Here is a 22,841-nt window from a genome sequence, read left to right as displayed (position 1 = left end):
AGTGGATTGGGGGCTGCGTGCCCTTGTGCATGCAACCTGGCTCTGGGCACGTTCTAGCTCTACCGCCGGTTGTTTTCGTAACGTGACGGTGGGTTGCTCGTTGCTCCGTTCGTGGCTAGTGGGAAACAGCGGTCAGTTCATCTCACAGTTTCTGGGGAAGGCCTAGACTGGGTCATCGTTACCTATCGCCAGAAAGTTCCGTTCACCGTATCCGGCGACCTCAGGCTGGCTTCGGTAAAAACGGGTGGGCTGCGGAACTGCTGTTCACGACTCTGCCTGCGCGCTGTGTGCCATGCGTGAAAATATCCGTGCCGTCGGATGCAGCTCGCGGCACACCGAATTAGGTCGGCGGAGCGGCTTTGGGCTGGACCTGCCCGGTAAAGCACGACGTTGGGGCCATGATCTTCGAGGCTCGCGCCATAGTGGCTGCCTAAAGCCGTGGAGCCGACCGCCCCAGCCACGACGTACCCCTTCTCTGGCGTCAGGCGGCTGATTGCTGTGCACGCGGCACGGGCGTCGGCCGGGCTGGAGCGGGACGTAGGCAGGAGCGCAGGCCCGGCCGGCGCCCGTGCCGCGCGCGGGGAGCGGAGCGAGCCGCCTTGAACCCGTAAAGAAGGTCGTTACTCAGGTGGTGGCTGGGATGTGCCACAGTGGGGCTGTGTACCGCTCCGGTTGGCTGTTGATGAGCAGTCGGCGCAGGTCATCACGCTGTGAGCCGTTGAGGTTCAGGACCTCCGTGAGGTGGCGGAACGTCGTGTGAGTGATTCCGCGGCTTCGGGCATCCGCCTCGAACTGGGCGAGCTGGGGAAGTGCCGACTCGGCGTCGAGCCTCGCCGGCCGTTGCTCCTTGAGCCAGAGGGCCTTGTTGCGCTCGTAGTCGACTTCGGAGAAGCCGCAGACCTCGCGGCTCAGTGCCTCCACCTGGTCCAGGGTGGTTGTCGACATGATGGCGCGGGCCAACTCGTTGCGACTCACTGCCTCGTCCAGGTCGACCTCGTGGACCGTCGGGCTCTCGTCGGTGAGGGGGATGGGAAGTCCGGCATCTCGGACCTCGCATGTGCCGCGTACGCCTCGGGCTGTTGCCGCGAGCATGCCTGTTGCCTCTGAAGGGTGCCACTCCAGTACCGGGCTGACTGGCTCCACGTCCTTCGCCGTGAAGGTGTGGACGAGTGGGCCGAGCATGCTTCGCAAGTCCTCGTGTGGCAGCTCGCCGTCCAGGCCGGGGCCTGCGACCAACAGGCGGATGGGTGCGTTTACCTGGCAGCAGGCTGCCAGTGTCACGGAGTCGGCCAGTGGGCTCTTCAGTGTCGGTTCGTCGCCTCGGGCCAACACGTCGCCGCCCACGTCCAAGAGATCGATAGACGTCGGCTTCAAGTGGGTCACCAGATCTTCGATTTGGCGTGTGACGCCCTCCGCGCCGTGCCTCGCGTCGATCAGCGCGAAGGTGTGGGGGAGCTCTGCGGCGAGTCGTGGGAGCGTGGAACCTGCTGGTGCGATCGGGCGGGCTTCCGCCGGCACCTTCCAGACGGCTGGTGTGAGCGGTTCGAGGCCGGTGAAGTTGTCGGCTCCTCGAGGGCCCGGCAGTGGGTCGATCAGCAAGCGATCCCACGCGTACGTGAGGATCACCGCCTGGTCGTCGCCGCCATAGAGGGCGGCGTCAAGCATTGCGGCGGCGACTGCGTCGCCCCCTCCTCCTGCTGCGACGATCAACCGCGTCATGAGCCCAAGACTACGGGGTCGGGCCCTTGACCACTCACCCTATAGTGGCTAGAGGCTATAGCCACTTGGACGAGGAGGAGACATGCCTCAGATTGAGGAGGCGCAGCCGAAGTATCTACAGATCGCGCACTTCATCCGCGATCAGATCCTTCGGGGTGACCTGCGGCCGGGGGATGAGGTGCCCTCGGAGCGACAGTTGGCGACGGACTGGAAGGTGTCCCGGCCGACCGCGGCGCGGTCGTTGGAGGCGCTGAGTCATCAAGGGCTCGTCGAGAAGCGGCAGGGGTCCGGCACGTACGTGCGGAGCCTTGAAGTGAACCGGCGGGCGCGCGAGTTGTACGGACGAGCCAGGCAGACCGGGAAGATCTACACGCCCGGCGAGTACGCGGTGATCACGTCCGCGGGGTGGCTGGACGCACCGGATCACGTTGCCGAGGCGTTGGGCCTGGTGAAGGATCGTCGGGCCGTGCACCGCCGGCGGGTCACCAACAATCAAGACGGGCCCATCACGCTGTCCACTTCGTGGTTCGCGCCGGACGTCGGCCAGCGGGCGCCCAAGCTGCTGGAGCCGGAGCGGATCCAAGAGGGGACCCTGATGTACGTCGAGAACATGACGGGGCGGCAGGGGAGTTATGCCGAAGACCGCATGTGTGCCCGGCAGGCGACGGACGAGGAGGCAGCGGACCTCCAGCTTGAGCCGGGATCGGCTGTCCTGATCGTGCATCACGTCGTCTTTGACCTCCAGGACCGGCCTTTGGAGTTCGCTGAAGCCACCTATCCGCCGCAGCGCTGGGCGTTCGAGCAGGGGTATCCACTCACCTGATGTTTCATCACTTCGGGGAACAGCTTGCGCGCCGCAAGTGGCTAATGCCACTATCCAGTAAGTGGCTAAGGCCACTTGATCGGAAGGAGGCACGGAGTGACGAGTCGGTGGCCGGACCAGGGAGCGCACTTACCTTGCCGAGGTTGTCGGGGACGTGGCTGGAAGAGGGTCAGTTCGCGTACGTCCCTGGCGCTCGCCGCTGCCGCCGACCGCACGCGTGCCACATCGAAGCGGCGCTGCCTCGACTGTGACGGCAGCGGCAAGGAGTGAGCGCGGATGGCTTACACGATCGACCGCTACCCCTCTGAGGACTCACCGCGACTCGGAGCAATGACCTTGCATCCAACCCCGGAGTCCGTACCCCGGGCGCGACGCTGGTTCCGGAAGTTCATCGCCCCCTATGAACCGGCCTGCTCGGTCGAGGACTGCGCGCTGATGATCTCGGAACTGGTTACCAACGCCATCACCTATGGGCAGGCTGATGACCCGTGGGTAGTGCGGGTGGAGTGGTTCCGCGAGAAGACCTCGCTGCGGGTCGAGGTGCATAACCCCGGCTTCCCGGCGAACGTCCGGCTGAGGTGCCCGGACGCCAACGACGCGCACGGCCGCGGGCTGCTGCTCGTCGACTCGATCGCAGAGTCGTGGTACTCCGGGCCCAGTTGCTTCGGTGGAACGGTGGTCTCCTTTGTGGTCGCCGATGCCTGGCCGTCGTGACGAGGGGAATACCTTCTGTTGGTACTGCGTGGGCGGAATCGTCGCTAGTCTGGTTGACCAGTTGACTTGGCCAATCTCGACAGGCGGCGGCGTTCATGGCGTATGAAGTGGAGGCACCGAAGTACGTACGCCTCGCCCAGACCATCCAGCAGCGCATCGAGGACGGCACGTACCCGCCCGGCACCCGCGTGCCCAGTGAGAACCAACTGGTGCAGGCGTTCGGAATGTCCCGTCCTACCGTCGTCCGGGCGCTGGAACTGCTGAAGCGTGACGGCTGGCTGGAGTCCCGGCAGGGATACGGCACTATCGTGCGCGGGAGACCTGCCGTCGTCGAAGACGACAAGAGCCGCCGGGGGAGTGAAGCACTCGCGCGTGATGAGTCGCAGACCCCGGGGCGGCTGGTCGAGGTCGCTCATGTCCCTGTGCCGGCGCGCGTCGCCTCCGTGCTCGGCTTGCCGAAGCGCGCCAAGGTCCTCATGCGCCGGTTCCTTGTCGAGGAGGACGGCGAACCCGTTGAGCTGGTCTCGTCGTACTTCCCCGCGGGGCTGGTCGAGGGCACCGAGTTGGAGAGTGCTGCTGTCTTGAGCGGCGGCACTCGCGCTCACCTTGAGACGCGTCAGAAGGTTCGCTTCGACCATGTGAAGGAACGTGTCTCGGCTCGGCTGCCTGAGCCGGGTGAGGCCGAGCTTCTGGAGCTCCCGGACGGTGTGCCCGTCCTCAGCGTCCTGGTCGTCGCGTGCGACGCTTCCGGTCAAGCCTTGCAAGTCTCTGAACTGCTGCTTCCCGCCGATCGGCAGGAGCTCGAGGACACTTACCGGCTCAGCTGAACCAGCGGGCTGCCCACTGCTGGGCTGTGACGTCCTGTCTCAGGTGCGTCGGGTGGCGAGTCGATAGACCACGTATGTAAAGCCAAGGATGACGTCGACCGCCGCCCATAGGCCGATGATGAGTCCCACGCCGATTGTGGTTCCGACGTCGCCCGCGTCCTCGCACAGCTTCAGGTCGTCGCCTGTCAGTCCTCGGCAGTCTTCGGGTGTGCCGCTCCCGCTCGCGGCGCCTGTGATCACCCAGATCAGGAACGCGATCTGGACGGCCAGGAAGAGCCACAGGAAGACGCGGCGTCGCTTCTTCGGCTGGGGTGTCGTCACGCCCTGGTAGGGGCTGCTTGGCGGCTCTTGCGGCGGCGCCGGCCAGGCGTCCGGTTGTGGTGTGGAGCCTTGGCGGTTGCGTGGACCCCATGACTGCGGCTCTTGAGCGCGGTGTTGTCTGCCCATGTCGCGCCCTCCTCTGCGCTGTTGGCTTCATGGTGCGCTTGCGGTGTCGGTGGCGCTCGTTGGCGGCTACCCAAGCAGCTTGACAAGTCAACTTGGCATCCCTAACTTCGAACTTGCTAAGTCAACTTGTCAGGCGGCAGGTTGATCCATCTCAGAAGGAGAATGCTCTGTGCGTGTGATCCGCGTTGACGCCTCGTCCGCGACGATCCTGCTGACCGAAGGGCCCGCACCGAAGGTGCGTGACCGCCAGACCGGTGAGATTGCCAAGGACGCCGTGAGCGGCGAGGCGCTGATGACCGTCGGCGTCGTCTTCATCGACGAGGGGGACTCGTCTCTCATCCAGGTCACCGTTCCCGAAAGCGGCGTGACGGAGGGCCTGACCGTCGGTGCCCCGGTGTCGTTGCCGGGGCTAATCGCCCGGCCATGGGAAAGCGTGTTCAACGGCCAGCAGCGGCACGGCATCGCCTACCGCGCCACCGCCATCGCGCCGGGCGCGTTCCCGGTCGCTCAGGCGGGCTGATCGTCGTGACGGACCTGATCACGTTGGCCGAGCTGGGCGCGCCGCTCGCTGCGATTGGCGGCGCGGCCTACGTCCGGCACGCCAACCCGGCCGCGTACTGGTCCTCGGTCGGGCTGCCGGTCTCGGTGGCCCGGCTGCTGGCCTCGTACTCCTCGACCATGGACGCTTGCGGCCTGACCGTCGAGCCGTCCCGGTTGCGGGTACTGGCCATCAAGGCGACCAGCCGCAGGGATATACGGCCCCTCCCGCCTCGCCGAGGCATCATCCGTCCCACCACCACCGGCCTGCGTGTCCGGCTTCGGCTCGCGCCGGGCCAGGAACCCGCCGACGTTGCCGCTTCGGCGGAACGCCTTCGCCATGCCTGGGGCGTTCACGCCGTGTACGTGCGGGACGTCAAGCCCGGTGTCGTGGAACTGCGGCTCGTCGGCTTCGACGTCCTGCGGAAGGTGCGGATGCCTCGCCGGACCGACGTCGGTCCGCTCCGCGTGCCGGTGGCTCTGCGGGAGGACGCAACCGCCTTCGTACGGGACTACCGGGCTGTGCCCCACGAACTCGTGCTCGGCGCCACGCTGTCCGGCAAGTCCATGTTCCTGCGGAACCTGCTGGCCGGGCTGGCCGCTCAGCCGGTGGTCCTGGTCGGGATCGACTGCAAGCGCGGGGTGGAGCTGGCGCCGTTCGCTCCCCGGCTCTCGGCGCTGGCGACCGACCCGGAACAGGCGGCCGAACTGCTGCCCGTGCTCGTCAAGGAAATGGAGGACCGATACGACCTGATCAAAGCGCGGCAGGGCATCGCGCCCGGCACCCCGGATGAGCTGATCACCTCGGACGTCTGGGGCCTGCCGGAGGACGAACGCCCGGCTCCCATCGTGCTGTTCGTCGACGAAGTGGCAGAGCTCTTCCTCGTCGCCACGAGGAAGGAGGAGGAGCGACGGGACGAGATGGTCACCCAGCTCATCCGGCTCGCCCAGCTCGGCCGCGCGGCCGGCATCTACCTGGAGGTCTGCGGGCAGCGCTTCGGAGCCGAGCTGGGCAAGGGAGCGACCATGCTCCGGGCTCAGCTCACCGGCCGTGTCTGCCACCGGGTGAACGACGAGGCGTCCGCGAAGATGGCGCTCGGTGACATCGCCCCTGAGGCTGTCCTGGCCTCCTGTGCCATCGCGGCCGAGTTGCCCGGCCTCGCCGTCATCGGCGACACGTCCGGCGGCTGGTCCCGCATCCGCACCCCTTACCTGTCGCTCGCCGACGCTGCGGCCATCTGCCGCGAGACGGCACACCTCGCCCCGGACGTTCCGGCGCTCGCGCCGTTCCGGCCCCACGTCCCGCCCGTGCCGGTAAAGGAGTCCGGCCCCCTGGCCACTCCTCAGCCGATCACCGAGTAACCGACTCGCTCCCACGGTCGGCGCGGCCGTCCCGCGCCAAGTCCCTACCCCACCCATGCCTGGAACCGGAAGGAGTGGCCGTGCGCGCCCTGCCCGTCCGTGTGGACGCCGTACTCGTTCAAGCCCTGATCGCCGCCGCGCTGTCCTTCGCTCACCTGCATGACCTGGCGCTGGCCGCCGGACAGGACGGTTGGAAGGCGTGGGCCTATCCGGTCTCCGTCGACCTGCTGTTGGTGGCGGCCTGGCGGCGTCTGCGCTCCGGTGAGGCGAAAACGGCCGGGTGGTGCTGGTTCCTCGTCGCACTGACGGCGTCCCTCGGCGCCAATGTCGCCACCGCCGGACTGCTCGACTTGGAGAACGTACCGGCTTGGCTCCGCATCCTCGTCGCTGGCTGGCCCGCAGTCGCCTTCCTGGGCGGCACGCTGCTCGCTCACGGAGCAACGAATCCCAGCACGGACCTGGCGGCGGCACCGGAACCACCTTCGACGGCACAGGCGCCGGAGCCGACCGCCACAGACATCGAGCCGCCCACGGCTGCGCCCGAACTACCGGCCTCCGCACCGCAGTCGGCTCCACCGCCTCCGTCCCCGGTACCACCCGCGCTCGTCACCCTCGCCCGCAAGGTCGCCGACGAGCACCGCGCCCGGACCGGAACTGACATCGACACCTCGACCCTTCGCGCCCGGCTCGGTGTCCCGATGCCGCTCGCCGAAGCCATCACCACCCAACTCACCTGACCCGGAGGAATCTCCCCCTTGCGCCCGTCCACGCTCCGCGCGCTGAAGCGCGCCGCCGAGCTGACCCGACAGAACCGCCTGACCGAAGCCGTGCTGATCGCCGAACCGGTGATCCTCGCCGCCGACAGCTACGAGGGCGACGAGATCTTGCGCTGGCTGGCCGACCACGTCACCGACTTCACCGGCGAGACCAACAAGGAGATGCCCTGATGTCAGCCAACCGCCGTTTCCGCCGCGTCGTCCGCATCGGCCCCGTCCAGGTCGGCACCTACTACGACGGCCGGGGCCGCGAGAAGCACACCGCCGCCTGCACGGCTCCCCGCTGCGGCTTCGCCACCGACTACGACAGCCGCGCCGCCGCCGAGCTGGCCGCGCGCACCCACCGCTGCCGCGTCCGCTGAGGAGTGCCCGTGACCGTCTCGCTGCCGCTCGTCTTCGTCCTGGGCGTCATCGCCTGGGCCGCGATCAAGTTCCTCGGCGTCCGCCTCTGGGTCGCCGTCGTGATCGCGCTGTTCGGCTTCTGGCTCTCGCACACCATCCTCGCCCCGGCCATCGAGTCCGGCACCCGCTCCGGAGTCGACGTCGTCAACGGCACCCACGAATAACACCCCGACCGACAAGGAGTCCCGCGATGTTCCGCCCCAAGCTGCCCGACACCCCACACGTTCCGAGCATCACCACCCACATCCCGCAGGATCACGCCCCGGCTCCTTCCGCCGGCCGCTCGGTCGCCCCGTTCGTGGGGGTCGGCGCCGGTGCGGTTGCCGCGGTGGTGGTCGTCGGTGTTGTCCTCACCGCGCTCCTGGCGGCGGTCGCCGTTTCGGCCGTGTCCGTGGCCATCGCCGCCGTGGTCCTGCGCTCCCTCGTCACTGGCGCCAACAGGCGCTGACCGGCCGCCGGGGCGGCAAACGCCGCCAAGCATCCCGCCGCCCCGGGGCCGTACCTCCCAACCGCGAAACAGCCGAAAGGAAGACCCATCATCACCCGGCAGACTCCGCCCCCGCTGGCGGAACTCTCCATGCTGGCCTCCCTCGGCACCATGCCCGAGCTGGCCCGCCAACTTTCCGGCCTGGGCGGCTGCACGAATCCTGTGCGCCTCGATGGCCACCGCACCGAGTACGCGGTTGACCAGACGACCGGAGAGATCGGGCGCGTCCTCCACCACCTCGATTCGTCCTCCCTGCCCGCCGGATGTCTCCTCGTCCGCTGCAACAACCGTCGCGCCACCCGCTGCGCGGCCTGCGCGGAGGTCTACCGCCGAGACACCTTCCACCTGATCACCGCCGGACTCCGCGGCGGCAAGGGCACCGCCGAACAGGTCGGCACGCACCCGCGCGTCTTCGCCACCCTCACCGCACCGAGCTTCGGCCCGGTCCACAACCGTCCCTCCAGCGGCCGGCCCTGCCGCTGCGGTGCCCGGCACGACGAGACAGCCCCGGCCCTCGGTACGCCCCTCGATCCGGACGCATACGACTACGAAGCGGCCGTGCTCTGGAACGCCCACGCCGGAGCCCTCTGGCGGCGCTTCTCGATCTACCTGCGCCGTGAGATCGCCAAGCGCGCCGGACTCACCCAACGCGCGTTTCGGCATCACGCACGCGTGTCCTTCGCCAAGGTCGCCGAGTACCAGAAGCGGGGCGCCGTCCACTTCCACGCGGTCATCCGCCTGGACGGCCCGGAGGGCGGCGACACGGCCCCTCCCGCCTGGGCCTCCGCCGAGCTGCTGGCCGACGCCATCCATGCCGCCGCCACCGCCACCCGCGTCAACGGACCCGATGTCGACGGCCGAGTCCACACCTTCACCTTCGGCCGTCAACTCGACGTACGCACCATCCGCTCCGCCGACTTCGGCGGCGGCCAAGAGCTGACCGAACGGGCCGTCGCCGCGTACATCGCTAAGTACGCCACCAAAGGCGCCGAGACAGCGACCGGCACCCTGGACCGGCCGATCCGCTTCCTCGCTGAACTGGCACAGGCACGGATCACCGACCACGCGCGGCACATGATCCGGACGGCCTGGACCCTCGGCGCACGCAATGACCTCGAACACCTCCGCCTGCGCGCCTGGGCCCACATGCTCGGCTTCCGTGGCCACTTCTCCACCAAGTCCCGCCGCTACTCCACCACTCTCGGCGCCCTCCGCGACGCCCGCGCCGAATGGCGCCGCGCCCAAGCCGCCATGGCCGCTCCCCAGGACGGCGAAACCACGCTCGTCCTCGCCCACTGGGTCTTCGCCGGAACCGGCCTCAGCACCGGTGAGCAATGGCTGGCCGCTTCCCTCGAACCCGCCCCCGGAACGGAAGGAGAACCGACATGGACGCCCGTCGCGACGAGCTGATGACCGTCCGCCAAGTCCTGGATGAGCTGGGCGGTGTCTCCCGTCGGACGTTTTACCGCTGGCGAGAACTGGGGTACGGGCCAGCCGCATTCAAGCTGCCCAACGGGGAGCTGCGGGTTCGGCGGAGCGACTTCAACACATGGCTGCGACAGCTGGAGGAGGCGGCGTGAAGTCTCTCGATGTGAAGGTCTGGGGAGTCCGTAAGCGGGACACCAAAACGCCCTCGTACGGTGTCCGCTGGTCCGTCGCAGGCGATGTGTTCTCGGAGTCCTTCCGCACCAAGGCGCTCGCCGACCACTACCGCACGAAGCTCATGCGTGCGATGCGCGAGGGCGAGGAGTTCGACACGGAGTCGGGACTTCCGGCCTCGATGGAAGAGAAGAAGTCGGCCGTGTCGTGGTACGCCTTCGCTCTCCGATACCTCGCCATGAAATGGCCTCATGCCGCCCCTAACACACGGGACGGCATCAACGAAGCCCTCACCAGTGTGACCCTGGGACTCCTCGACGAGCGCGCCGGACGACCGTCCGACGAGGATCTCCGCAGAGCATTGCGCAACTGGGCCTTCGTGCTGCCAGGGCCCGATGACCGGGAAGTCCCGGACGACGTGCGGAACGTTCTCCACTGGGTGTCCAAGGCATCCCGGCCGCTCTCCGATCTCGCTGAAGCGGCCACGGCTCGCACGGTCCTCGACTCGCTCAAGCTCAAGCTCGACGGCACGGCGGCAGCGGCGGAGACCGTGCGGCGCAAGCGTCGGACACTCGTCAACGCCGCGAACTACGCCGTCGACCTGGGGGAGCTGCGTGAGAACCCCATCACGGCTGTCCGCTGGCAGAAGCCGAAAGTGTCCAACCAGGTCGACCCGCGGGTTGTCGCCAATCCGGAGCAGGCACGGAACCTCCTGGCGGCGGTTTCCTACGTGGGCGGGTACCGGCGTGCTCGTGGTCGTCGCCTCGTGGGTCTGTTCGCTGCCATGTACTTCGGTGGCCTGCGGCCGGCGGAAGCGGTCGGACTCGTCGAGACGGACCTGAAGCTTCCCGAGCAGGGCTGGGGCTCGGCGCTGCTCCACCGGACCCGGCCGTCCGTCGGCAAGCAGTGGACCGACTCGGGGGAGACCCATGACGACCGCGGGCTGAAGAACCGGCCGACCGAGGACGTGAGGCGGGTGCCGATCCCGCCTCACCTCGTCGCCGTGCTCCGCGAGCACCTGGCCACCTTCGGCACGGCGGACGACGGACGGCTCTTCTTCAGTGAGAAGGGCTCGGTCGTCCCGTCCTCGACCTACTACCGCGTGTGGCAGGAAGCTCGGCTCCTCGCGCTTCCGCCGGCCATTGCGGCCTCGCCGCTCGCGAGTCGACCGTACGACCTCCGGCATTCGGCGCTGTCGACGTGGCTCAACGCCGGTGTCGACCCAACCGAGGTGGCCGAGCGCGCCGGCAACAGTGTCGAGGTCCTGCTGACCCGCTACGCGAAGTGCCTCGACGGACGGCAGGACGTCGCCAACCGGCGTATCGAGGACCTCCTGCGCGAATACGAGTGAGGCACCCTGTACCTCATTGAGGCTCCGGGCATCTTGTCCGGAGCCTCTCTCGTTTTGAGCCCTACCCGCTGCGATGCTTCGAGCCGAGAGCGGACGAGGGGGGGGCTCGTGGAGCTGAAGGTCACGCGCTGGAAGCGGTACGGACATGATCGCCTGTACGCGAATCTGCCGGATGGCACCGCGGTCGGCTGGGCGGATGTCAGGACGGGGCACATTACGGTCCTGGTCGCCGAGTACCGCGACGACGTGGTTGCCGTGCTGACACGCCACTTACGGAACGACTCCGAGTCGGTCATGCCACAGAGGGCACCTGAGGCTGAGGCGCGCCCGATGCTGCCGCCTTTGACGTCGGCCGACGACCTGTCCACCAACCGCCCTGGTGAGTCCCTCCGAGACCTGCTCGATAAATCCGGCGTAGGCCTGATTGAGCGGCTCGTCTCACAGCTCTTGCGTCGTCGCACAGAGTGGGACTCCTGGCAGAAGGGACTCGCGGGGGAGAGGAGAGTGGGAGCCGAGCTGAACCGTTTGGTGAGTCACGGCTGGCGGGTCCTGCATTCCATCCCCCTGGCCGACAAGGTGGACGTCGATCACTTGCTGGTCGGGCCCGGAGGCGTGTTCAGCATCAACACCAAGCACCACCACAAAAAGGCTGTATGGGTCGGCGACGATTCCGTGAAGGTCAATCACGGAAAGCCGGCCCCCTACGCGCGCAAGAGCCGGGCGGAAGCTAAGCGGGTAGCCCGAGTGCTTGAGCACTATTGCGGCTTTCCTGTCCCAGTGGAGCCCGTGCTCGTCTTCGTCGGCGTGACCGATCTGAAGGTGGTTGCCACACAGCTCAGCGTGCGCGTGTACCAGGAGCGTCAGGTGGCGGCACTGGCGCCGCTCTCCGGGGTGCTGACGGCCGAACAGGTCGAGCACGTGTACAGCGTTGCTCGTCATCGCCAGGCCTGGCGCCAGTTCCCGCCGACGGCGACACCAAAGGTTTGAGCACGTGGGCGTCTCCGACGCTCCCGAATGATCGTCGGAGCCTCGTCGTTAACCCGCCTGTGCAGGCCGCGCGGCTGGGGCCTGTTCGGAGGAGAGTAGGCGCTCAAGGCTCCTTCGCTCGCTATTGAGCACAGCGAGCATTCGAGTACGTGTGTGCTCGAAGTCAGGCTCGACCTCGACGCCGAGGTCATGGCGCAGGGTGACCCGCAGCAGATACACCCCGTCGGACAGGGGGCCGCTGAACCAATCTTTGGCCCGGTTGTACGACCTGTCTGGGGCAGGGCTGCTCGCCAATTGCTTCACCACGGTGTACCCGACTCCGAGCGCCCTATTGAGGGAAGAGGCGATCTCGTTGACGTCCTTCGGCAGTGCCATCTGGGCCAAGGAGTACTGCTCTGCCCAGGCTTCCTTCGCGGCATCGAGGACTGCTGGTTCGGCGCTTTCACTGCGCTCGGCCGCTAGGACTGCGTCTCGGGCAGCGACCCGGTAAGCGCGAGCCGTGGTATTCAAACGGGCATAGAGATCCCGCCTGGCTTCCTGCGCTCGGTCGTGGCGGTCCTCGGCCCGTTCACGATCGGCGCGCTGGTTCTGCTCCCGGGTGACGCGCTGGCTGAGCAATGCCCCACCCAGGGTTCCACCCAACGTTCCTCCGACGCCGATGAGCGCAACTGCAAGCGTGGTCACGTCCACGAGATCCCCCACCTCGTCCGATCATTTGCCCGCCGGCGGCGGTCGTCAGTCTTCCCACCCTCGACGCCGTGCACTACTGGGACGACGATAGCGAGCAGCGCGGCTGCTCGACTTCGATGCGCTGCGCCACCTGCGGGAATGCCTCAAGATCCCGTCCACGCCTCGTCCACAGCCCCCGACATACGGCCGCTCCGAGCGGCACATGCCTGCACATACGCGAAGACCCCGTCTCAGCGAAAGCGCTGATGGCGGGGTCTTTGGGCACCTGTTCCAAGGTGCCCCCGGCAGGATTCGAACCTGCGCACACGGCTCCGGAGGCCGTTGCTCTATCCCCTGAGCTACGGGGGCGTGTCGGGTGCGGGCTGCTTGCTCGCGGCGACGGGTAGAACACTACCAGCTCTGGCGGGGTGATCAGGAACGGGTTTCCGGGCCGGTGGTGCCGTGCTCGTTGCCGTGTGTTGGTCGCGGCCCCTTCCTGTTCGCTCCCTCGGGGCGGAAGTACGGAAAACGCGGACGCGGTGGCCGGTGCCGACCTACTCTCGAGTTGTGCCAGGCGCGTCGGGTCGGGTGCTTGTTGTGGACGACAACAAGGTCATCCGGCAGTTGATCAGGGTCAATCTCGAGCTGGAGGGCCTCGAGGTCGTGACCGCGGCCGATGGTGCCGAGTGTCTTGAAGTGGTTCATCAGGTGCGGCCCGATGTCATCACCCTCGATGTCGTCATGCCTCGACTGGACGGGCTCAGCACCGCCGCCCGGCTGCGGGCGGATCCGCGGACCCGGCATGTGCCTCTCGCCATCGTCAGTGCCTGCACCCCGTACGAGATCGAGGCCGGGCTCGATGCCGGCGTCGACGCCTTCCTCGCCAAGCCCTTCGAGCCCGCTGAACTCGTGCGGCTCGTACGGCAGTTGGTCGAACGGGGGCAGGGGCGTGTCGACGGGGGGAGTGGTGAGGGGGCGTTCGGGGACGTCCTCGGTGCGGGGGAGGCCGAGCGGGCCGGGCGAGCCGGTGCGTGATCAAGGGGGAGTGCGGGCCGCCGTCTGAGCAGCCTGCCTCGCGTTACGTCCGCTCCTTCCCGTTCGGACGCCTCCCCGCTGTCCACATCCCGGACCCTCCCCAAACCGGCTCGCATACCCATGCCCCTTCTCCCCTACGCTTGTCCCGTGACCCCTGTCGAGCTCTCGCGCACCGTGCTGCACGCCGTGCGTCGCGCTGTCGACCAGGGGGAACTGAATGTGACCGTGCCGGAGCGGGTCGTGGTCACTCCGCCGGGGCCCGGGGGGTGTGGGGACTACGCCACCAACGTCGCCCTGCAACTCGCCCGCCCCGCCGGGCAGCCGCCCCGTCGCGTCGCCGAGGTGCTCCGGCCCTACCTCGCCCGTGCCGAGGGTGTCGGCGATGTCGAGATCACCGGGCCCGGTTTCCTCAACATCCATCTTGAGCGGTCCGCTTCCTACGCTGTTGTGCAGCAGGTTCTCGATCACGGCGAGCGGTACGGGTACTCCGACGCCCTCGCCGGGCAGCTCGTCGAGCTGCGGGTGCCGTACGAGATCCGTGCCGAGGTGCTCGCCGACGCGCTCGCCCGGATCGTCGGGTCGCAGGGTGGGCGGGTGGAGGTCGAGCACCGGGAGCCCGTCAATCTGCGGCCCGTGCCGGCGCCCGAGGACCCCGCGCCGCTCGGGCTCGACGCCGCCCGGTGGGCTCTTCTTCATCCCGCTCCGCACGACCGGCCGCGCATCAGCGCCGAGCATCTCGTCCAGCGGGAGAGCAATCCTCTCTTCCGGGTGCGGTACGCGCACGCCCGCACCCGGGCCGTCAGCCGCAACGCCGCCGACCTCGGCTTCACCGCCGACATCGCCGACCTCGGCTTCACCGCCGACGCAGCCGACCTCCGGTTCACCGCCGACACAGTCGGCCTCGGCTTCACCACCGACGCCGCCACCCCCGGCCTCACCGCCGAGACCGGCCCAGCCGCTGAGCACACCCTCCTCAGCGCCCTCGCCGACCACCCCCGCATCCTCGCTCAAGCCGCATCGCACCGTACGCCCCACCGTCTCGCCCGGCACCTCGTCACCGTCGCCGATGGCGTCCTGGCCGTTCTGCCCGCCGTTCTCCCGCGTGGTGAGGAGAAACCCTCGGCCGCCCACCGTGCCCGGCTCGCGCTCGCCGAAGCCGCCGGGGCGGTGCTGGCCGGTGGCCTGTCCCTGCTCGGCATCGACGCACCCGACCACCTCTGAAAGAAACACGTCAGACATGAGCCGATCCGCACACCCCGCCGGGCCCCGTTACGCCGATGTGCTCCCCGAGGGCCACTACACCGCCCCGCCGGCCGACCTCAACGCCCTCGACCCCAAGGTGTGGGCGCAGACCGTCACCCGGGATGCCGAAGGAGTCGTCACCGTCGGCGGGCTCCCGGTGACCCGGCTCGCCGAGGAGTTCGGCACCCCCGCCTACGTCCTCGACGAGGCCGACTTCCGCGCCCGTGCCCGCGCCTGGCGCAGCGCGTTCGGGACCGACGCCGACGTCTTCTACGCCGGGAAGGCGTTCCTCTCCCGTGCCGTCGTGCGCTGGCTGCATGAGGAGGGGCTCAACCTGGACGTGTGCTCCGGGGGCGAGCTCGCCACCGCCCTCTCCGCCGGCATGCCCGCCGACCGCATCGCCTTCCACGGCAACAACAAGTCCACGGACGAGATCCACCGCGCGATCACGGCAGGCGTCGGGCGCATCGTGCTCGACTCCTTCCAGGAGATCGTCCGGGTCGCGCACATCGCGCAGTCCCTGGGCAAGCGGCAGCGCGTGCAGATCCGAATCACCGTCGGCGTCGAGGCGCACACGCACGAGTTCATCGCCACCGCGCACGAGGACCAGAAGTTCGGGATTCCGCTGGCCGGCGGGCAGGCCGCCGAGGCCGTGCGCCGGGCGCTCCAGCTCGACGGGATCGAGCTGATCGGGATCCACAGCCACATCGGGTCGCAGATCTTCGACATGTCCGGGTTCGAGGTCGCCGCGCACCGGGTGGTGGGGCTGCTCAAGGACATCCGGGACGAGCACGGGGTCGAGCTGCCGGAGATCGACCTCGGCGGCGGGCTCGGGATCGCGTACACCAGCGACGACGATCCGCGTGAGCCGCACGAGATCGCCAAGGCCCTGACCGAGATCGTCACGCGTGAGTGCGAGGGGGCCAAGCTCCGCACTCCGCGCATCTCCGTGGAGCCCGGGCGCGCCATCGTCGGGCCGACCGCCTTCACGCTGTACGAGGTCGGCACCATCAAGCCGCTCGACGGGCTGCGGACGTACGTCTCCGTGGACGGCGGCATGTCGGACAACATCCGCACCGCGCTGTACGACGCCGAGTACAGCGTCGCTCTCGTCTCCCGCACCTCCGACGCCGCGCCGATGCTCGCGCGGGTCGTCGGCAAGCACTGTGAGAGTGGCGACATCGTCGTGAAGGACGCGTTCCTGCCGGCCGACCTGGCACCGGGTGACCTGATCGCCGTACCGGCCACCGGCGCGTACTGCCGGTCCATGGCGAGCAACTACAACCACGTGCTCCGTCCGCCCGTCGTCGCCGTGAACGACGGTGAGGCCCGCGTGATCGTGCGACGCGAGACCGAGGAGGACCTCCTGCGTCTCGATGTCGGGTGATTCCGCCGGCGAGAAAAGAAGGAAAAAAGAAGGGGTGGAAGATCTACGGTCTTCCACCCCGGTACAAATGAAATCGACGTCTCACAATCCGGACATGGGATAGAAACTCCCGTCCGGTGAGTGAGACTGGTCCAACCGTAGACGGTATGAGGAAACGAGGTCGGATGATGCGTACGCGTCCGCTGAAGGTGGCGCTGCTGGGCTGTGGAGTGGTCGGCTCAGAGGTGGCGCGCATCATGACGACGCACGCCGACGACCTCGCCGCCCGGATCGGTGCCCCGGTGGAACTCGCGGGTGTGGCCGTGCGGCGGCCCTCCCGGGTGCGGGAGGGGATCGACCCCGGCCTCGTCACCACCGACGCGACCGCCCTCGTCAAACGCGGTGACATCGACGTCGTCGTCGAGGTCATCGGCGGGATCGAGCCCGCGCGCTCCCTCATCACCACCGCCTTCGAGCACGGCGCCTCCGTCGTCTCCGCCAACAAGGCGCTCCTCGCCCAGGACGGCGCTGCGCTGCACGCCGCCGCCGAGGCCAACGACAAGGACCTCTACTACGAGGCCGCCGTCGCCGGTGCCATCCCGCTGATCCGGCCGCTGCGCGAGTCCCTCGCCGGTGACAAGGTCAACCGGGTGCTCGGGATCGTCAACGGGACCACCAACTTCATCCTCGACAAGATGGACTCCACGGGCGCCGGTTACCAGGAGGCCCTCGACGAGGCCACCGCGCTCGGGTACGCGGAAGCCGACCCCACCGCCGACGTCGAAGGCTTCGACGCCGCCGCCAAGGCCGCCATCCTCGCCGGGATCGCCTTCCACACGCGCGTACGTCTCGACGACGTCTACCGCGAGGGCATGACCGAGGTGACGGCGGCCGACTTCGCCTCCGCCAAGGAGATGGGCTGCACCATCAAGCTCCTCGCCATCTGCGAGCGGGCGGTGGACGGCGGATCGGTCACCGCGCGCGTGCACCCCGCGATGATTCCGCTGAGCCACCCCCTCGCCTCCGTGCGCGGCGCGTACAACGCCGTGTTCGTGGAGTCCGACGCGTCCGGGCAGCTCATGTTCTACGGGCCGGGCGCCGGCGGCGCCCCCACGGCCTCCGCCGTACTCGGCGACCTCGTCGCCGTCTGCCGCAACCGACTCAGCGGGGCAACGGGGCCCGGCGAGTCGGCCTACGCTGCCCTGCCCGTCTCGGGCATGGGCGACGTCGTCACGCGCTACCACATCAGCCTCGACGTCGCCGACAAACCGGGCGTCCTCGCCCAGGTGGCCACCGTGTTCGCCGAGCACGGAGTGTCCATCGATACGGTTCGGCAGCAGGGCAAGGACGGCGAGGCGTCCCTCGTCGTCGTCACCCACCGCGCGTCCGACGCCTCCCTCACCGGGACCGTCGAGGCGTTGCGCAAGCTCGACACCGTGCGGGGTGTCGCCAGCATCATGCGGGTTGAAGGAGAGTAACCAGCAATGACCCACCAGTGGCGCGGAATCATCGAGGAGTACCGGGACCGGTTGCCGGTATCCGACACCACGCCGGTCGTGACGCTCCGCGAGGGCGGCACGCCCCTCGTGCCCGCGCAGGTGCTCTCCGAGCGCACGGGCTGCGAGGTCCACCTCAAGGTGGAGGGTGCCAACCCCACCGGGTCCTTCAAGGACCGCGGTATGACCATGGCGATCACGCGGGCCAAGGAGGAGGGCGCGAAGGCCGTCATCTGCGCCTCCACCGGCAACACCTCCGCCTCGGCCGCCGCGTACGCGGTGCGCGCGGGTATGGTTTCGGCCGTTCTTGTGCCGCAGGGCAAGATCGCGCTTGGCAAGATGGGGCAGGCGCTCGTCCACGGCGCCAAGATCCTCCAGGTCGACGGCAACTTCGACGACTGCCTCACCCTGGCCCGCGCGCTGAGCGACAACTACCCGGTGTCGCTGGTCAATTCGGTCAACCCGGTACGTATCGAGGGTCAGAAGACGGCCGCGTTCGAGATCGTCGACATGCTGGGCGACGCCCCCGACATCCACGTCCTGCCGGTGGGCAACGCGGGCAACATCACCGCGTACTGGAAGGGCTACACGGAATACGCCACCGATGGCGTGGCCGGAAAGACGCCCCGGATGTGGGGCTTCCAGGCGTCCGGCAGCGCCCCGATCGTGCGCGGCGAGGTCGTCAAGGACCCGTCGACGATCGCCACCGCGATCCGCATCGGCAACCCCGCCTCGTGGCAGTACGCGCTGGCCGCGCGGGACGAGTCCGGGGGCTTCATCGACGAGGTGACGGACCGTGAAATCCTGCGCGCCTACCGGCTGTTGGCCGCGCAGGAGGGTGTCTTCGTGGAGCCCGCGTCCGCCGCGTCCGTGGCCGGTCTGCTGAAGGCCGCCGAGCAGGGCAAGGTCGACCCGGGGCAGCGGATCGTGTGCACCGTGACCGGCAACGGTCTGAAGGATCCCGACTGGGCCGTAGCCGGCGCTCCGCAGCCGGTCACCGTCCCGGTCGACGCGGCGACGGCGGCCGAGCGCCTCGGCCTCGCCTGATCGCCTCGCCTGATCGCCTTCCTGATCAGAGGCATGGAACGGCGTTCAAGGGGTTAACCCTTCCGAGGGTGCACAAGGGGCCTACGACACGCATCGTGCGCCTCCTGTGCGCCCTATGTCGCCACAGAACCTTCCTTCGATAGGCTGTACTGAACCCGCCCGCCGCATATGCCCTCGCGCATGGCTCGGCGCCGTGCCGTCTTCGCGGCCGAGGGTTTTCCCGTACGTATCGAATGTCATTCGACAGTCACGCAGCTCAAGGAGAGTCATCGAGCGATGGCCGGTCCAGCGTTCCGCGCCGCCGCCGTCCGGGTGCGCGTCCCCGCCACCAGCGCCAACCTCGGCCCGGGCTTCGACGCCCTCGGCCTGGCCCTGGGCTTGTACGACGACGTGGTCGTCCGGGTGGCCGACTCCGGGCTGCACATCGACATCGCGGGTGAGGGCAGCGAGACGCTCCCGCGCGACGAGAGCCACCTCCTCGTCCGCTCCCTGCGCACCGCGTTCGACCTGCTGGGCGGGCAGCCGCGCGGCCTGGAGATCGTCTGCGCCAACCGCATCCCGCACGGCCGCGGCCTGGGCTCCTCCTCGGCCGCCATCTGCGCCGGCATCGTCGCCGCGCGTGCCGTGACCATAGGCGGCGAGGCCAGGCTCGACGACACGGCCCTCCTGGAGCTCGCCACCGAGATCGAGGGCCACCCCGACAACGTGGCGGCCTGTCTGCTCGGCGGCTTCACGCTCTCCTGGATGGAGGCCGGCGCCGCCCGGGCGATCAGGATGGCGCCCGCCGATTCCATCGTTCCGGTGGTTTTCGTGCCGGGGAAGCCCGTGCTCACGGAGACGGCGCGAGGACTGCTGCCGCGCACCGTCCCGCACGTCGACGCCGCCACCAACGCGGGCCGCGCGGCCCTGCTCGTCGAGGCCCTGACCAGGCGCCCCGAGCTGCTGCTGCCCGCCACCGAGGACCGCCTCCACCAGGAGTACCGCGCGCCGGCCATGCCGGAGAGCGCCGCGCTGGTGGAGCGGCTGCGGGCCGACGGAGTCCCGGCAGTCATCTCAGGTGCGGGACCCACCGTCCTCGCGCTCGTCGACGCCGACAGCGCCGACAAGGTGTCCCATCTGGCAGGCGAGGGGTGGGCCGCCAACCGGCTCGACCTCGACGCCCAGGGAGCGAGCGTGCTGCCGCTCGCCACCTCCAGTGACATGTAGAAGCCGGCGTTAGCCGGATTTCGAGAGGGGGAATGTTTGTTGGATCCGGTAGTGTTAACCTCAAGTCTGCACCCGACCCCACCATGGCGAGGTGCTTCGTGTCCCCGTCCGGGACAGACATTCTTCCGGGAGTCTCCCAAAAAGCCACTCTGTGTTCCGTACGTCGCACCTGGGCAGTACGCCGTATGCGGGCATTGAGCGGGCCACTGGGCACGCTCCGGAATCGGTGCTACCACGCCACGTGACACTGGGTGCCACGGCTCGAGGAAGCGCCATCACCAGAAATCTCTTCCGCCGCTTTGGCGGACCACCGCCCCGGCTTCGTCCACACCAAAAGGACCGAAGTCGGACAGCACAACCGGTCGCCGAGCCAGACAGGCCGACGTCCGCTCCAGGGAAGGACCCTTCGTGAGCGACACCACCGATCTGATGGGCGCACGTGTCGAGGAGACCGCTGCCGCGCCCGCCACGGACGCCTCCGCGCCTGCCACCGGTGCCGGCTCCCGGCGGCGCCGCGGTACCGGCCTCGAGGGCATGGTGCTGGCCGAGCTGCAGCAGGTCGCATCCGGCCTCGGAATCAGGGGCACCGCGCGCATGCGCAAGAGCCAGCTGATCGAGGTCATCAAGGAGGCGCAGGCGGGAGGAGGCGCCGCCCCGGCCGCGAAGGCCGACACCGCCGCCGGCGAGACCAAGCCGAAGCGCCGCGCCACCTCCAAGGCCCGTACGGGCGAGGCTGCCGCCGAGAAGAAGGCGGAGAAGGCGACTGACGCCCCCGCCGAGCAGGCCGTGGCCCAGCAGCAGATCGAGATCCCCGGCCAGCCGTCCCCCAAGGCCTCCGCTCCGGCCGAGCAGCAGAGCGCGTCCGCCGAGGAGGCTCCCACCGAGCGCCGTCGCCGCCGTGCGACCGCCGACGCGGGCGCGCCGGCGAACAGCCCCGAGACGGTCGCCGCCGAGGCGAAGAACGAGGCCAGGGCCGAGACCCCGGCCCAGCCGCAGGGCGACGCCAAGGCCGACGCCGACGGCGGCGAGGGCCGTCGCCGGGACCGCCGTGAGCGCGGCCGTGACCGTGGCGAACGCGGGGACCGCGGCGACCGCGGCGGTGACCGTGGTGACCGCGGTGACCGCCGTAAGAGCGACGACCAGCAGGGTGGCCAGCAGCGCGGTCAGCAGCAGAGCCAGCAGCAGGGCGGCGGCCGTCAGGACCGTAACGCCGGTCCGCAGGACGACGACGACTTCGACGGTGGCCGCCGTGGCCGTCGCGGCCGCTACCGCGACCGCCGTGGCCGCCGGGGTCGCGACGACATCGCCCCCGAGCCGCAGATCGCCGACGACGACGTCCTGATCCCCGTCGCGGGCATCCTGGACATCCTCGACAACTACGCCTTCATCCGTACGTCGGGCTACCTGCCCGGGCCGAACGACGTGTACGTCTCCCTCGCCCAGGTCCGCAAGAACGGCCTGCGCAAGGGTGACCACATCACCGGTGCCGTGCGTCAGCCCAAGGAAGGCGAGCGGCGCGAGAAGTTCAACGCGCTGGTGCGTCTCGACTCCGTCAACGGCATGGCGCCCGAACACGGCCGTGGCCGCCCGGAGTTCAACAAGCTGACGCCGCTGTACCCGCAGGACCGCCTGCGCCTCGAGACCGACCCGGGTGTGCTGACGACCCGGATCATCGACCTCGTGTCGCCGATCGGCAAGGGCCAGCGTGGTCTGATCGTGGCCCCGCCGAAGACCGGCAAGACCATGATCATGCAGGCGGTCGCCAACGCGATCACCCACAACAACCCCGAGTGCCACCTGATGGTCGTCCTCGTGGACGAGCGTCCGGAAGAGGTCACCGACATGCAGCGGTCGGTCAAGGGCGAGGTCATCTCCTCGACCTTCGACCGTCCGGCCGAGGACCACACGACGGTCGCCGAGCTCGCGATCGAGCGGGCGAAGCGGCTTGTCGAGCTGGGCCACGACGTGGTCGTGCTGCTCGACTCGATCACCCGTCTGGGCCGTGCGTACAACCTGGCGGCGCCCGCCTCCGGCCGCATCCTGTCCGGTGGTGTCGACTCGACCGCGCTGTACCCGCCGAAGCGCTTCTTCGGTGCGGCCCGCAACATCGAGGACGGTGGCTCGCTCACCATCCTGGCGACGGCTCTCGTCGACACCGGCTCCCGCATGGACGAGGTGATCTTCGAGGAGTTCAAGGGCACCGGCAACATGGAGCTCAAGCTCGACCGGAAGCTCGCCGACAAGCGGATCTTCCCGGCGGTGGACGTGGACGCGTCCGGTACCCGTAAGGAAGAGATCCTGCTCGGCAACGAGGAGCTCGCGGTGGTCTGGAAGCTGCGGCGGGTGCTGCACGCGCTGGACCAGCAGCAGGCGATCGAGCTGCTGCTGGACAAGATGAAGCAGACGAAGTCGAACGTCGAGTTCCTGATGCAGATCCAGAAGACCACGCCGACGCCTGGCAACGGTGACTAGTCGCCGTTGAGCCTGCGGTTGGCTGTCGGCCGCGGGTTCGCAGTGGTTTTCGCGCAGTTCCCCGCGCCCCTTCGAGGGCGCGCTCAGGGGCCGTCTCCTTTCAGGGGGCGGCCCCTTTTCGAGACCTTTGCCACAAGGGGTCGTCGTCGGCGCGCTTGCGGCCTGTAGCGGCTGATCGACTGAACCCGCAGGTCAGCGGGGTACGGCAGCGCTACGGTGACTACGTTCCGTGCGCAATGCTCCACAGGTCGGACACAGGCCGTTGTGCAACCCTTTC

24 protein-coding genes and 1 tRNA gene are annotated in these 22,841 nt (G+C 68.8%); 21 read left to right on the top strand and 4 right to left on the bottom strand.

Features of this window, described 5'->3' with window-relative positions; all coding sequences use genetic code 11:
- Positions 1-624 precede the first annotated feature (624 nt).
- Positions 625-1,719 (bottom strand): DUF1152 domain-containing protein, encoded by a 1,095-nt coding sequence (locus ACGFNV_RS07440; RefSeq protein WP_393620220.1) that lies wholly within the window; start codon positions 1,717-1,719, stop codon positions 625-627.
- Positions 1,720-1,801: 82 nt separating this feature from the next.
- On the opposite strand from ACGFNV_RS07440, the gene ACGFNV_RS07435 reads away from it, so the two are divergent.
- From ACGFNV_RS07435 to ACGFNV_RS07425, 3 genes are all read left to right on the top strand, one after another.
- The gene (locus ACGFNV_RS07435; RefSeq protein WP_365674829.1) at positions 1,802-2,542 is read left to right on the top strand and encodes a GntR family transcriptional regulator; all 741 of its coding nucleotides are present in this window, start codon (positions 1,802-1,804) and stop codon (positions 2,540-2,542) included.
- 276 nt (positions 2,543-2,818) lie between these two features.
- The gene (locus tag ACGFNV_RS07430) at positions 2,819-3,256 is read left to right on the top strand and encodes an ATP-binding protein (protein ID WP_365674831.1); all 438 of its coding nucleotides are present in this window, start codon (positions 2,819-2,821) and stop codon (positions 3,254-3,256) included.
- A 95-nt stretch (positions 3,257-3,351) separates the two neighbouring features.
- Positions 3,352-4,083, top strand: a complete 732-nt coding sequence (locus ACGFNV_RS07425) for a GntR family transcriptional regulator (RefSeq protein ID WP_393620219.1) — start codon at positions 3,352-3,354, stop codon at positions 4,081-4,083.
- Positions 4,084-4,122: 39 nt separating this feature from the next.
- On the opposite strand, the gene ACGFNV_RS07420 is transcribed toward ACGFNV_RS07425, so the two are convergent.
- The gene (locus ACGFNV_RS07420; protein WP_393620217.1) at positions 4,123-4,404 is read right to left on the bottom strand and encodes a hypothetical protein; all 282 of its coding nucleotides are present in this window, start codon (positions 4,402-4,404) and stop codon (positions 4,123-4,125) included.
- A 295-nt stretch (positions 4,405-4,699) separates the two neighbouring features.
- Here ACGFNV_RS07420 and ACGFNV_RS07415 point away from each other — a divergent pair, with 295 nt between their 5' ends.
- The 11 genes from ACGFNV_RS07415 to ACGFNV_RS07365 all read left to right on the top strand — a co-directional run bounded on the left by ACGFNV_RS07415 (position 4,700) and on the right by ACGFNV_RS07365 (position 12,031).
- Positions 4,700-5,050 carry a hypothetical protein gene (locus ACGFNV_RS07415; protein WP_365674837.1) on the top strand — a complete coding sequence of 117 codons (351 nt, stop codon included), beginning with the start codon at positions 4,700-4,702 and terminating at the stop codon, positions 5,048-5,050.
- Between the two features lie 5 nt (positions 5,051-5,055).
- Positions 5,056-6,429, top strand: a complete 1,374-nt coding sequence (locus ACGFNV_RS07410) for an FtsK/SpoIIIE domain-containing protein (protein ID WP_393620215.1) — start codon at positions 5,056-5,058, stop codon at positions 6,427-6,429.
- Between the two features lie 80 nt (positions 6,430-6,509).
- On the top strand, positions 6,510-7,166 hold the full coding sequence (locus ACGFNV_RS07405; RefSeq protein WP_393620213.1) for a DUF2637 domain-containing protein: 657 nt from the start codon (positions 6,510-6,512) through the stop codon (positions 7,164-7,166).
- 18 nt (positions 7,167-7,184) lie between these two features.
- The gene (locus ACGFNV_RS07400; RefSeq protein ID WP_358483832.1) at positions 7,185-7,376 is read left to right on the top strand and encodes a hypothetical protein; all 192 of its coding nucleotides are present in this window, start codon (positions 7,185-7,187) and stop codon (positions 7,374-7,376) included.
- Positions 7,376-7,567 carry a mobile element transfer protein gene (locus ACGFNV_RS07395; RefSeq protein ID WP_086606144.1) on the top strand — a complete coding sequence of 64 codons (192 nt, stop codon included), beginning with the start codon at positions 7,376-7,378 and terminating at the stop codon, positions 7,565-7,567. Before ACGFNV_RS07400 ends, ACGFNV_RS07395 begins: the two co-directional genes overlap by 1 nt.
- 9 nt (positions 7,568-7,576) lie before the next feature.
- Positions 7,577-7,771, top strand: a complete 195-nt coding sequence (locus ACGFNV_RS07390; RefSeq protein WP_185013164.1) for a hypothetical protein — start codon at positions 7,577-7,579, stop codon at positions 7,769-7,771.
- Positions 7,772-7,797: 26 nt separating this feature from the next.
- Positions 7,798-8,055, top strand: a complete 258-nt coding sequence (locus tag ACGFNV_RS07385; RefSeq protein ID WP_104783031.1) for a SpdD protein — start codon at positions 7,798-7,800, stop codon at positions 8,053-8,055.
- 129 nt (positions 8,056-8,184) lie between these two features.
- Positions 8,185-9,504 carry a replication initiator gene (locus tag ACGFNV_RS07380; protein WP_393620210.1) on the top strand — a complete coding sequence of 440 codons (1,320 nt, stop codon included), beginning with the start codon at positions 8,185-8,187 and terminating at the stop codon, positions 9,502-9,504.
- On the top strand, positions 9,480-9,674 hold the full coding sequence (locus tag ACGFNV_RS07375; RefSeq protein ID WP_030851903.1) for an AlpA family transcriptional regulator: 195 nt from the start codon (positions 9,480-9,482) through the stop codon (positions 9,672-9,674). The genes ACGFNV_RS07380 and ACGFNV_RS07375 overlap by 25 nt, the downstream gene beginning before the upstream one ends.
- Complete coding sequence (locus ACGFNV_RS07370; protein ID WP_393620208.1) at positions 9,671-11,044, top strand: tyrosine-type recombinase/integrase; 1,374 nt, start codon at positions 9,671-9,673, stop codon at positions 11,042-11,044. The genes ACGFNV_RS07375 and ACGFNV_RS07370 overlap by 4 nt, the downstream gene beginning before the upstream one ends.
- Before the next feature lie 108 nt (positions 11,045-11,152).
- Positions 11,153-12,031, top strand: a complete 879-nt coding sequence (locus ACGFNV_RS07365; protein ID WP_393620206.1) for a nuclease-related domain-containing protein — start codon at positions 11,153-11,155, stop codon at positions 12,029-12,031.
- 48 nt (positions 12,032-12,079) lie between these two features.
- Here the strand turns inward: ACGFNV_RS07365 and ACGFNV_RS07360 are convergent, their stop codons facing one another.
- Both ACGFNV_RS07360 and ACGFNV_RS07355 read right to left on the bottom strand, forming a co-directional pair.
- Positions 12,080-12,721, bottom strand: coding sequence for a hypothetical protein (locus ACGFNV_RS07360; protein ID WP_393620205.1), 642 nt, complete (start codon positions 12,719-12,721; stop codon positions 12,080-12,082).
- 276 nt (positions 12,722-12,997) lie between these two features.
- Positions 12,998-13,069 (bottom strand) — tRNA-Arg (locus tag ACGFNV_RS07355).
- A 105-nt stretch (positions 13,070-13,174) separates the two neighbouring features.
- Here ACGFNV_RS07355 and ACGFNV_RS07350 point away from each other — a divergent pair.
- From ACGFNV_RS07350 to rho, 7 genes are all read left to right on the top strand, one after another.
- A complete protein-coding gene (locus ACGFNV_RS07350; protein ID WP_393621447.1) occupies positions 13,175-13,735 on the top strand; it encodes a response regulator in 561 nt (186 codons plus the stop codon).
- A gap of 147 nt (positions 13,736-13,882) precedes the next feature.
- Complete coding sequence (nrtL, locus tag ACGFNV_RS07345) at positions 13,883-14,956, top strand: ArgS-related anticodon-binding protein NrtL (protein ID WP_393620203.1); 1,074 nt, start codon at positions 13,883-13,885, stop codon at positions 14,954-14,956.
- 16 nt (positions 14,957-14,972) lie between these two features.
- Positions 14,973-16,364 (top strand): diaminopimelate decarboxylase, encoded by a 1,392-nt coding sequence (gene lysA, locus ACGFNV_RS07340; RefSeq protein ID WP_393620201.1) that lies wholly within the window; start codon positions 14,973-14,975, stop codon positions 16,362-16,364.
- Positions 16,365-16,528: 164 nt separating this feature from the next.
- Positions 16,529-17,821: a homoserine dehydrogenase gene (locus tag ACGFNV_RS07335; RefSeq protein WP_393620199.1), complete on the top strand. Its 1,293-nt coding sequence runs from the start codon at positions 16,529-16,531 to the stop codon at positions 17,819-17,821.
- Positions 17,822-17,827: 6 nt separating this feature from the next.
- Positions 17,828-18,886, top strand: coding sequence for a threonine synthase (gene thrC / locus ACGFNV_RS07330; protein WP_393620197.1), 1,059 nt, complete (start codon positions 17,828-17,830; stop codon positions 18,884-18,886).
- A 276-nt stretch (positions 18,887-19,162) separates the two neighbouring features.
- On the top strand, positions 19,163-20,092 hold the full coding sequence (gene thrB, locus ACGFNV_RS07325; RefSeq protein ID WP_393620196.1) for a homoserine kinase: 930 nt from the start codon (positions 19,163-19,165) through the stop codon (positions 20,090-20,092).
- A gap of 408 nt (positions 20,093-20,500) precedes the next feature.
- Positions 20,501-22,564, top strand: coding sequence for a transcription termination factor Rho (gene rho / locus ACGFNV_RS07320; RefSeq protein ID WP_393620194.1), 2,064 nt, complete (start codon positions 20,501-20,503; stop codon positions 22,562-22,564).
- Positions 22,565-22,841: the final 277 nt, after the last annotated feature.

This window comes from Streptomyces sp. NPDC048751 (assembly GCF_043198595.1).
Lineage (GTDB): Bacteria > Actinomycetota > Actinomycetes > Streptomycetales > Streptomycetaceae > Streptomyces.
Note: the sequence above shows the minus strand (reverse complement) of the source record. Positions and strands in the feature narration are given on the sequence as shown.